The 10377-nt window shown below is 67.7% G+C and carries 16 protein-coding genes and 1 pseudogene; all 17 read left to right on the plus strand.

From position 1 onward, the window contains the following. Positions 1-324: hypothetical protein (locus ABD844_RS52350; RefSeq protein ID WP_344897628.1), on the plus strand; the 324-nt coding region annotated here is incomplete at its 5' end. Next, positions 321-1574 (plus strand): phosphoadenosine phosphosulfate reductase domain-containing protein, encoded by a 1254-nt coding sequence (locus ABD844_RS52355; protein ID WP_344897631.1) that lies wholly within the window; start codon positions 321-323, stop codon positions 1572-1574. The genes ABD844_RS52350 and ABD844_RS52355, both read left to right, overlap by 4 nt. A gap of 238 nt (positions 1575-1812) precedes the next feature. Next, positions 1813-2364, plus strand: a complete 552-nt coding sequence (locus ABD844_RS52360) for an RICIN domain-containing protein (RefSeq protein ID WP_344897634.1) — start codon at positions 1813-1815, stop codon at positions 2362-2364. 113 nt (positions 2365-2477) lie between these two features. Next, positions 2478-2698 (plus strand): annotated as a pseudogene (locus tag ABD844_RS52365) (helix-turn-helix domain-containing protein); the annotation flags it as partial. A gap of 611 nt (positions 2699-3309) precedes the next feature. After that, a complete protein-coding gene (locus tag ABD844_RS52370) occupies positions 3310-3477 on the plus strand; it encodes a hypothetical protein (protein WP_344897640.1) in 168 nt (55 codons plus the stop codon). Positions 3478-3565: 88 nt separating this feature from the next. Further along, the gene (locus tag ABD844_RS52375; protein ID WP_344897643.1) at positions 3566-3745 is read left to right on the plus strand and encodes a hypothetical protein; all 180 of its coding nucleotides are present in this window, start codon (positions 3566-3568) and stop codon (positions 3743-3745) included. A gap of 233 nt (positions 3746-3978) precedes the next feature. Beyond that, positions 3979-5325 carry a putative antirestriction adenine methyltransferase gene (locus tag ABD844_RS52380; protein WP_344897646.1) on the plus strand — a complete coding sequence of 449 codons (1347 nt, stop codon included), beginning with the start codon at positions 3979-3981 and terminating at the stop codon, positions 5323-5325. A gap of 32 nt (positions 5326-5357) precedes the next feature. Further along, positions 5358-6290, plus strand: coding sequence for a ParB N-terminal domain-containing protein (locus ABD844_RS52385; RefSeq protein WP_344897649.1), 933 nt, complete (start codon positions 5358-5360; stop codon positions 6288-6290). Between the two features lie 6 nt (positions 6291-6296). Then, the gene (locus ABD844_RS52390) at positions 6297-7004 is read left to right on the plus strand and encodes a hypothetical protein (RefSeq protein ID WP_344897652.1); all 708 of its coding nucleotides are present in this window, start codon (positions 6297-6299) and stop codon (positions 7002-7004) included. Further along, the gene (locus ABD844_RS52395; RefSeq protein WP_344897655.1) at positions 6997-7212 is read left to right on the plus strand and encodes a hypothetical protein; all 216 of its coding nucleotides are present in this window, start codon (positions 6997-6999) and stop codon (positions 7210-7212) included. The genes ABD844_RS52390 and ABD844_RS52395 overlap by 8 nt, the downstream gene beginning before the upstream one ends. Positions 7213-7331: 119 nt before the next feature. Next, positions 7332-7493, plus strand: coding sequence for a hypothetical protein (locus ABD844_RS52400; RefSeq protein ID WP_344897658.1), 162 nt, complete (start codon positions 7332-7334; stop codon positions 7491-7493). A 3-nt stretch (positions 7494-7496) separates the two neighbouring features. Further along, positions 7497-7688, plus strand: coding sequence for a hypothetical protein (locus ABD844_RS52405; RefSeq protein WP_344897661.1), 192 nt, complete (start codon positions 7497-7499; stop codon positions 7686-7688). A 299-nt stretch (positions 7689-7987) separates the two neighbouring features. After that, the gene (locus ABD844_RS52410) at positions 7988-8797 is read left to right on the plus strand and encodes a hypothetical protein (RefSeq protein ID WP_344897664.1); all 810 of its coding nucleotides are present in this window, start codon (positions 7988-7990) and stop codon (positions 8795-8797) included. Next, the gene (locus ABD844_RS52415; protein ID WP_344897667.1) at positions 8794-9060 is read left to right on the plus strand and encodes a hypothetical protein; all 267 of its coding nucleotides are present in this window, start codon (positions 8794-8796) and stop codon (positions 9058-9060) included. The genes ABD844_RS52410 and ABD844_RS52415 overlap by 4 nt, the downstream gene beginning before the upstream one ends. Then, the gene (locus ABD844_RS52420) at positions 9045-9359 is read left to right on the plus strand and encodes a hypothetical protein (RefSeq protein ID WP_344897670.1); all 315 of its coding nucleotides are present in this window, start codon (positions 9045-9047) and stop codon (positions 9357-9359) included. Before ABD844_RS52415 ends, ABD844_RS52420 begins: the two co-directional genes overlap by 16 nt. Continuing rightward, positions 9356-9889, plus strand: coding sequence for a hypothetical protein (locus ABD844_RS52425; RefSeq protein WP_344897673.1), 534 nt, complete (start codon positions 9356-9358; stop codon positions 9887-9889). Before ABD844_RS52420 ends, ABD844_RS52425 begins: the two co-directional genes overlap by 4 nt. Positions 9890-10030: 141 nt before the next feature. After that, positions 10031-10377 (plus strand): hypothetical protein (locus tag ABD844_RS52430; protein ID WP_344897676.1); only part of this gene is annotated, 347 nt, incomplete at its 3' end.

Below are 10377 nucleotides of genomic sequence, written 5' to 3' on the forward strand. Positions count from 1 at the left end.
CTCTTACCCCTGTGCGACCTTCTGGGCCAGGTGGAAGGACTCGACTGGTACGCCGAGGACACGGGCGGCGCCACGATGGTCGTTTTCGTCCGCCTCCCCGCGGGCGGACTCATCGGCATCACCCGTGGCTCCCACAGCACCGGCAACGACAGCCCTGACGGCTGGCTTGCCTGCTACTACAAGGACTTCGGCGACCTCTTTGAGTCCGGCGGTCACCTCCTGCTGGACGACGCGACGTTCGCTGACCTGCTCCAGATATTCGTCCAGTTCGCGCCCGGCCGCCCCACCCCGGACTTCCTGCGCGAGGAGGAAGCCGACGAATGAGCACGGCCGCCGGCAGCCGCTACGACCAGAACGCGGTGGACACCTTCAAGGCCGACGCTGCCAGGCATACGCGCTCGCGGACCGCCGCCCAGAAAAGGACCGTACGGCGGTCGGCTGTGCAACTCCCGCTCGGCCTGGCCGCCGACACGCGCCAAGTCGGGTCGGCGATGAACCTGCTCCCCTACGACCTGATCGTGATCTGCAGCAGCGCCGGCAAGGACAGCCTGGCGCTGCTGGCGTACGTGGCGAAGTTGATCCGCCAGCAGAAGTACCGCGGCCGAGTCGTCGTCCTGCACAACACGCTGGGCGTCACACGGTCCGGCGCGCCGGTCGAATGGTGGGGCGTTGAGGCCGCCGTCCGCGAGCACGCCGCGGCCTGCGGGTTCGAGGTCGTCGTGCGCAGCCGCCACGACGGCCTATGGGGGCTGCTGCTCGGTCCACGTCGCAAGTGGCCGGGCAACAACGCCCGTTGGTGCACGAGTGACCTGAAGTCGGGTCCGTCGATGACCTGGATCACCGAGGCGGTCACCGAGTTCTGGAACCAGCTCGGCGTGCCCGCCGATCGGCCGGTGGAGGTCCTGTACTGCCTCGGCCTGCGCGGCGAGGAAAGCAGCGGCCGGGCCGCCCAGCCGATCGCAAGCGTCAATGAGCGGCACTCGTCTGGCAACCGGCGGATCACACGGTGGCTGCCGTTGCGAGACTGGACCATCCAGGACGTGTGGGACGAGATCAAGGAGGCAGGTCTCAGACCCCACGCCGGGTACAGGTGGGGGCTCAGCCGGCTGTCCTGCTCGCTGTGCGTGCTGGCCTCGCTGGAAGACCTGATGCTGGCGGCGGCGCTGCGCCCAGCGCTGGCGGCCGACTACCGGTGGGCTGAACTCGAGCTCGGCCGGCCGTTCACCGAGCGCCTGTCCATGGCGATGATCCTGGCCGGGCTCGACGCCGCGTGGGCGGAAGCCGCCGGCGACACCGCGGCGGCGGTTGACGCCGCGGTGGTCCTGTACGAGCTGGTTCGGGATTACCTCGCCTCCACTGCGGTGGCCCGCGGCGAGGGACAGACCGCGTCGGGCAGGCCACGCACGCCGTGGACAGAGCAGCATTTGGTCGGCCGGGCCACCGCGCGCACCAGCGAGATCCTGGCGGCCGGGCGGCGCGCGGTCGCCTTGGCGGCCGAGGCGGACACGAGCGTGTGGATGCTGGAGCCGCTCGACGAGCAGGCGGCGGCGGACCTGGCCGGAGCGGCGCGGTGACGGCGACGAGCGGGCCGCGCCCATCCTGCGCGCTCCCCAGCACGGCCGGGGCTGGCCTCAGCGATCGCCAACGTCGCAGCAAGGGCGCGCATTCTCGACTTGCAGGAATGGGCGGATCGGAATCAGGACAAAGGATCATCCATTCGCCCTGGCATAGACGAGGTAGGTCGGTCAGTATTGCCACGGGGCACCTACATGGCAGTCGATAGAAAATCGATTACATTTCCCAGGAGGCGTCATGCGTATTCGTTCGGCAGCTACTGTCGCAGTACTCGCAACGGTCACGTTCGTACCCGCTTCGGCACTCGCTAGCTCCGGCGCAGGCACGCAGGGCCGCACTACTACATTGCGCGCTGTCTATACCTTTGTCAGCAAATTCGCGGACACGGCTGGAGTACAGTGCCTGGACGCGGACTTCTTCGGCGGGGGCAACCGCACAAGAGTCCAGGTGTGGACCTGCAACGGCAGTCCCCAGCAGCAGTGGATCGAGCGCAGCGGCAATCCGGCCTCGTCACTCGAAAGCGTGCGATTCCGCGGCATGTGCCTGGACGCGGACTTCTTCGGCGGCGGCAACGCGACTGTGGTGCAACTTTGGACTTGCAATGGCACTCTTCAGCAGATGTGGAGGAGGAAGCCGTTGCCCGATTTAAGCACTTACAGCGAGCTCTTCCCCACGATGGTCCTCGACCGAGACATCAGCGTGCAAGGAAACGGGGCCAAGGTGCAACTCTGGAGCAAGAACTTCCAAGTGCAACAGAATTGGGATGCCAACTTGATCAGATTCGAGTGAAGGGTGCACGGGCAACAAGCCTCGCAGTCGATTTCCGCTGATCGGCTCGTTTCGGCCCTCGGCCTGCACCCTCCTTCTCGTGGTCGTCGCAACACCCCAGATGAGGGGATGCGATGGACTTCGAGATCCGGGAGGACCGGGAGCGCACTCGGGGACGCAGGGCTCTTTCCCGTGAGAGAGCGGCATACTTGCGGCTCGTGCAGCAGGGCTTGAGTAACAAGGAGGCATGCCGGATCGTCGGCATCAACCTCCGGACCGGTCGGCGATGGCGTACGAACGCAATCCGACCGGCAAGCACGTGGGGGCGCCACCGATCACATCGGCGGCGCCCCCAGCCTCGGCACCACGCCCGAGCGGCTCGTCGCCGACCTGCTCGCCTGGCTGGCCACCAACCCGGCCGTGCGTGACGCGCGGGAGACGTATCTGGAGGGGGCCGCCATGATGCGGCTGTGCCGAGTGCTTGGCACCCCCGCCCCCCGAAGGCTTACCGCAGGCCGTTGAAGACGCCTTGCTTCTCCTGGCCAGCGCCACCGGAACCCCGAGCTGCGGCTCCGGGAGAGGCTGCACCACCAGGCGACCGAGCGATACCGCCAGTTCCGAGAGGAGGTCGTGGCGAGCATGGACGCGATGACGCTGGAAGCTGTGATCAAGCGGGTGCAGAACTCGCAAGCCCTGTGGGCCGCCTCGCTGAGCAACCGGCAGGCGGGCCGCTGACGGGCGACCGTCGAACCCCGCACCGCGCGGAGGCCACCGCGCCACCGCCTGCTGGGCCGGTCCCGCCACGAGGAAGCATGCGCTGTCACGCCGGGTGCCGGCCCGGGTCTGGCTCCTCATTTCGACATTTCTGCAGCTCAAAGGCTCAAACCTATATACGGGAAGATCATAAAAAGTTATGATTATGATATAAGAAATTGCGATTCACCACAGATCACGAAGGCGAAGGCGATGGACGCAAACGAGCAGCTGATCGAAAACCTGTACAACGAGCGCACTGAGGCGGCCGGAGCGTACACCGCGGCAGTCCAGGCCGGCCGGGTCACGGACGCGGACGACGCGCAGGCCGAGATCGAGCGGCTGTCGGCAAGGCTGCGGGAGCTGGGCGAAGACCTCTGACGGGATTCGGCCCGCACCCTACGGTGCGGGCCGACCCGCTGGCAGCAACCGATCGGAACTACCCGCTACCACCGCCACGGAGGTCACCATGAACGCCAGCCAGAGCCTCGCCATCATCACCGAGCACGCCGGCCGCCTCAGCCCTGCCGAGCAGGCCGTGCTTGAGGGCATGAGCGCCGGAGACCTTGAAGTCCTGGCCGGGCTCGTCATCAGGGTCGGAGCCAAGAGCGATTTCGAGGCCCGCGCCCAGGCCGCCACCAGCCGCTGACACCCGCCTCCAAGGGTCCGGCACCAGACGGTGCCGGTCCCTTCTTCGTGCCGCCCACCGGTGCGCGTCGCGCGCCGCGCCCATGATCGGCTAGCATCAGCCCTGATCGGCTGGTGTTACCGCCGGTTACATGCGCCGGAGGTGTAACAGCAGCACGCCCCGCTACCGGCGGGGAGGATCAGGTTCAACTCCTGGCCGGCGCTCTGTACGCCGCCTCGCGCCGGGAGGCCGACATGTTCCACGGATCGATCCCTGCCGCGATGCGGTCCATCGTGTACGAGCACGCTGGCCAGTGGCCCGCCGACCAGGACATCTACGTCGGCTGCAGCGGGAACTTCACCCTCGAACGGGTACTGCACGCCAGGTTCGGGGCGGCCCGTCGCATCCACGGCAACGACGTCCAGGCGTACTCATGCGCTCTCGGCTGGTGGCTGGCAGGTCAACCCCTCTCCTTCACCCTTCGCGACGAATACGAGGACGTCTTAGGCTGGCTCAGGCCCTTCCTGGACGACCCCACAGACCTCCTCGCCACCCTCATGCTCGGCACGCGGTTCCTTGCGTGGGTCGGCAGGGAAGGTCCGTACTACCGGCGGATGATCGAGGCGACCCGCGAACAGTGGCCGCGCATGCACGACAAGACGGCGGCCAAGCTGCGCAACCTGACCGTGCGGCTCGGCTCCTACTTCGCCGGTGACGCCCGCGACTACCTGGCCCACGTGGTCCCGGCCGACGCGCCCGTGGTCATGTTCCCGCCGTTCTACAGCAAGGACTACCAGGCCCAGTTCGCGTCCCTGGACGACTGCTTCAACTGGCCGGCCCCCGACTTCGCCGAGCTGGACGAGGACGGCAAGGAGCAGATCATCGCCCAGGTGCGCGACCGGCCGCACTGGATGCTCGGCCTGCACATCGAGCGGCCCGAGCTGCGCTCCCATCTGGCCGGCGTGGTGCAGACGGCCAACCGCGGCCTGCCCATCTATGTCTACGCCGCGTCCGGGCCGCGCCGGATCGTACGGCCCAGGCAGGCCACCCAGCCGATCCCCATGCCGAAGATCGGCCCCGGCGACGAGCTCGGCGACCGGATGACCGTGCACGTCCTGAGCGGCGGGCAGTTCGCTGGGATCCGCAGCCAGTTCATGTCCAAAACGATCCTGCCGGGCACGCCTCTGCTCGCATGCGGTGTCGCCGTCGACAAGAAGCTGATCGGCGCGTTCGCCTACCTGCCGCCCAAGTTCGATCCCGACTGCGCGTACCTGATGAGCGACTTCCCGGTGTCGTGGACGAAGTACAGGCGCCTGGCGAAGCTGATCGTGATGGCCGCCACCACCAAGGAGGCCCAGCTGCTGCTGCAGCGCTCCCTGTCGCGCAGGATCACCGGCTGGTCGACCACAGCGTTCACCGACCGCCCCAACTCTGCGAAGTACGGGCGAGGCATTCCCGGCGTCCGGCTGCAGAAGCGCTCCGAGCCCGCGGCCGACGGCATCCACCGCTTCCAGCTGCAGTACGGCGGCCTCATGGGGGAGCGGACCCTCGATGAGGCCCTGGAGCTGTGGAAGCGCAAGCACGGGAAGGACCAGCGATGACGGACACCACCAGCCGCACGTTCAGCCCCACGGTGAGCGGCACCGCCACCCAGTTCCGGCCGAGGTTCGTGCCGCGCGACCCGCGCGCCCTCACCCGGCTGCCCGTGAACGCCCGTTACATGAGGAAGGAGGAGTACGACCGTCTGGTGGCCAATGTGCGTCGCGACGGCTGCCTCACCAGCGTCCCGCTCATCTACTCCGGCGGCGAGTACGACGAAGGCCACGAACTCATCCTGTCCGGCAATCACCGCTGTGACGCCGCCGTTGACGCCGGTCTGGATGAGATCGACTGCATGCTCATCGAGGAGCATCTGTCGCCGCAGCAGCTGGTCGCCCTCCAGCTGTCCCACAACAGCATCGCCGGCGAGGACGATCCGGCCACGCTGAAGCACCTGTACGACCAGCTCGACGACGTGGACTGGCGCGCCTACTCCGGCCTGGACGATGAGCAGCTGGGCCTGCTCGCCGAAGTGCAACCGGAAGGGCTGTCGGAGGCGAACCTGGACTTCGCCACCGTGAGCCTGATCTTCCTGCCGCCCGAGCTCGAAGCCGCCCGCGAGGCGTTCGACGCCTCGCGCTTCGGCCAGGACGAGAGCTGGCTGTCGGCCCGCGCCGACTACGAGCAGACGCTGGACACGCTCGCCTCGACGCACGCTGCCCACAAGGTCGGCAACGTCGCCACCGCGCTGCACATCATCCTCACGCTCGCTGAACGGCACCTGGACGACCTGCGCGAGGGCTACACCGCCCCAGACGGCAGCGCCTCCCACACCGGCCGGGTCGGTTTGGAAACCGTGCTCGGCGCCCGCAGCCTGCCGGCGACTGCGGCCGTCACTATCAACAAGGCCATCGCGGCAGCCGAAGGCCGCGGCGAGATCGACCCAGGGCAGGGCTGGCAGCTCCTGGAGCGGCTCACAGGCGAATACCTCAGCGGACCCAACCACACCCCTGCTGACCTGAGATAACGCTCCATGAGCAAACTCAGGCCGCTCAAGCTTGACCCCAACCTCGACCCCTGGGAACGGCAGCCCGACGAGTCCCTCACCCGCCACGCCCAGTTCTGCACGTACCGGGACATGGGCCGATCGCGGAGCCTCCGGAAAGCTGCCGAAAGCCTGACCAAGAACGACCGTTACGTGCGCGACGTGGCCGCAGCTCTCCGGTGGCGGGAACGGGCCGAAGCGTGGGATCGGCACCGGGATCAGCTGTACGAGGCGACGTGGCTGGAGGAGCGGCGCAAAGCCGCCGAAGCCGACGCGCGGATCCTCGGCGCCGGCATCGGGAAGATCGCTCAGCGGTTGCCGACGATGAACCCGGCCGAGCTGTCCCCGGGCGACATGATCCGGCTCATGGACGTCACGATGCGGCACCGGCGCAGCCTGTTCGGCGACCCGGCCGGCCCGCTCGCGGGCGGCCTGGAGACGGCCGAGCAGCAGGCCCGCATCACGACGGAGCAGGGCATGATGCTGGCCGACGTGATCAGCCGCACCTGCGAGGCGTTGCAGGACGAAGTGCTCGACCTGATCGCCGGGCAGGCCCGCGACGGCGACCTCGAGGACGTGGACCAGTTCGCTGCCGCCGTGGCCACCGCGGTGCAGGCGCAGTGGCCCGGCTGGCTGTCCCGCATCGTGCCCGAGCAGATCGCGGCGGTCACCGGCGAAGGGGGAAGCGATGGGTGACGACGATGCAGACCAGCCGACACACGAGGCGCTCACGCTGCAGGTGGGCGATCTGCGGCCGGCCTGCTGCCCCCGCTGCGGCGCCGACGGGCAGTTGCTCGCCGCGACGATCTACGGGCTGGCCGCCTCGGGTAGCCGCGTCATCGGCGGATTGGCCATCTGTCAGGGCTGCGGCTGGTCGCCGTACACCGCGATGACGCTCCCATGAGCGGGCGGCCCCGCACCGTCACTTACCGATCGGACCCATCAGGAGATGAGGCAGCATGAACCGATTCGCCCTCGGGCTGGCAGGCCAGCCCATCCGGCACGTCACCGGCGGAGGCCGGCATGGCTGATCCGCACGTGTCGATCACCTTGGACTTCAGGACACCGGCGGCTGCCGCCGTGGTGATGGAGCACGTGGTGGCGGCCGTCAACAGATCGACGATGCCGTACGAGCTGACCGGCACCTCCTGTCACAGCTTCGACCTGGACGACGTGGAGGAGTAGCCGGTGGCCGTCATCCAGCGCTGGGGGCTGGTCGAGTACAGCGTCGATCTGCCCGCCGACCAGCAGGACATCGCCGAGATCATGGAGCGGCTCCGCGCCGAGCTGTCCGACCGTTGGGAGTACCGCCACGCCATCGAAGTCACGAGGGGCGACGGAGATCAGCTCGTCTTCCGCTACCGGAAGGCGAGGACATGAGCAGCATGTGGGTTGTGGACGCCTCCGAGTGGCGAGCCGTCGGCCATGTGGTGGATGACGGCCTGGTGATCCTCGACGACCTGCCGCGGCTCTCGCCTCCGTCGCGGTGGCCGGCGGGGGCAACAACGCTCGTTTTGCACGCACCGCGGTGCCGGCTCACCTGGTGGGCTTGGATGCTGGCGACCGGCCGACCCGGGCCTGCCGCGTCGCGGGTGAAACGCGAGTATCGGCGCCGGCGCAGATGACCGTCTTCCGAACCGTCCTGGCCATCGCAGCCTGAAATCACGGGGAGTACTACATTGCCGATCGACCCGCTGGCCTGCCCGGGGGTGTGCAACCGCAGGGCCCGCCGAGCATGGGAGGAGTACGACCAGGCGGTCATCGATCATGCCGAAGCCATGGACATCTACGTGGAGAAGCACTCGATGTACCGGGCCGCTTTTGCGGTCTGGCATCCTCCGCTGGCTTCGCCGCCGATCGAGCCGCGCGAGCCGGCCAGGCCGGAGCCGCCCGCGATGCAGGTGTTCCGCGCGAATCCGGTGTGGTGCCGCCGCTGCCCTCGGGCGATTCGCGGCGCGCTGTACCAGATCAACGAGACAGCGGCCGTCCTGTACGCGGACATCACCGGCCACCGCAGCGCCGTGATCACAGGCCCGAACGCTGGCCGGAAGCCTCTCAACCCCACGGAGGTGATCGAGCTGCTCGACAACGTGTACGGCGATCTCGTCGAGGTGGCGGGCTACTGGGCGGAGGCCCGCGGCCACCCGTTCCGGCCGCTGCCGTCGCGTGGCAGCCACGCCCGCAACATCACCATCTCGTACTTGCTGGGGGAGCTCGACAACATCCTGCTGCACCCCGGGTCGGTCGAGTTCGGGGGGAAGGTGCTGCATTGGGAGCGCAAGCTCCTGAACATGGCCAAGGCGGACCCGGCGAGCCGCCGGTCGCCGATCCGCTGCCCGCGCTGCCGGGACAGGGAGCTGTACAGGGAAGACGACGGCTACTTCAAGTGCAGGTCCTGCGAGCGCCTGCTGACGCAGGAGGAGCACGACGATTACTACGCCGATGAGGTGGACGAGTACGACCACGAGCAGGAGGCGCACGTCTCATGAGCAGCTACGACGGGTCGTACGAGGTCCACGCCAGCATTCAACTGTCCGGCACAGAGCATCCTCTCGGCGGCGCGGAAGTGACCTGGGACGTGCTTGTGAACGTGGCGGGCCTGGTCCCCGCGAGCGTGGTCCTGAACACGACAGCACTGCGTGTAGAGGGCGGCAAGGAGGACCTGCCCGTTACGGTGGGCGGTGTCGCCGTGAGGCGTGACGCGCTGCAGGTGACCCTGCAAGGAGGGCGGCACGTGTGGCCGGCCTCGTGAACGACGGCACCTCACCGGCCGGGCCGCCCGAGCCGCTCGCGCCGCCAGTTCTGACGATCGATACTGAGGCGGCGCAGCAGGCGTTCGCTCGGCTGGGCGGGCGGCTGGAAGCCCTCGTGGACGCGATGCGGCCCATGGTCCAGCAGATGATGCTCGGCTTTGCCGCAGTCGGCCGGGCGTTTGCGGAGTTGGTGGGCACGCGCGAGATGCGGGAGCTGGCGGATGCCCGCCGGCGAGCACGATCCAGGATGAAGAGTGGCTACGACAGGCGCAGGCGCAGGAGGGGGAGACGAGGATGACGGAGCAGCCGGAGTGGATGCAGGCACTCAACCGGGCCGCCGCCGACGTGCAGAAGGCTTTCGCGAACGTGGGCGGCGTCCTGGCAGCTCAAGGCGCGATGGGATGGGCCTACCGTGGCGACGTGGCGGCCATGCAGTTCGTGCTCGCCGGTATGCCACCGGAGCAGCTGCGTGCGCTGTCCGCGGCGGCGTCGATGCTGACTGCCGCGGCGGATGAGGAGCTGAGCAGTAGACGCGCAGCCCAGGGCGGGGCTGCGCGGGAGGAAGCGCCCGTGGAGGACTGGGAACGCGGCCCCGATGCGGCGTCTGGGATCGGTGTGCCGCCGGCACGCGTGGAGGGGCGCGTGCTGGCGCTGTTCGGGGATGCCGCCGTGGTGGTCACGGCCCTTCACTCGCAGGACGATCCGCTGCGGGTGTCGGCGGCCGAGCTCGCCGAGCAGTTGGGTATCGCTGTGGAGGATCTGCCGGGGCGGCGGTTCGTCGGGGGGATCGTTGACGATCGAGTCGTCAACGCGGAGCTGGTGCGGTGACCAGAAAAGGGCAAGAAATCTGATTAATAATTTCTTATTATCTTGATAATAGTGATCCCTTTTCTATAGACTGAGAATGTCGAAAAGGAAATGGCAGTTCCTAATCGGCAGCAGGCAAATTCCAAGAAAGGGTTCACTCTCATGGGCAACACGCCTGACCAGCAAGTCAACGAAATGGCCGACGCACTCGTTCGCGCATTGAATCACCTCCAGTACGCTGCAACGCTGCTCCCCGTCCCGATCAAGCTCGCCCCGGTTGTGCCCGGCATGGCCGCCGAGGAGATCGCCGAGTCGATCAAGCAGTTCCGCAAGCTGCTTGAGGAGGAGCCGGTCACCGAAGACATCAAGTACCACTACGACGAGGCCGCCCTCAACATCCTGGCCGCCCTCGACATCACCCGGATCGCAGTCAACGAGATCATCGACTGGAGATACGACGGGGTGCACATGGTCTGCACGAACTCGATCAACGCCTCCACGCTCGGTGC

It is taken from the genome of Nonomuraea antimicrobica (genome assembly GCF_039536965.1).
Lineage (GTDB): Bacteria > Actinomycetota > Actinomycetes > Streptosporangiales > Streptosporangiaceae > Nonomuraea > Nonomuraea antimicrobica.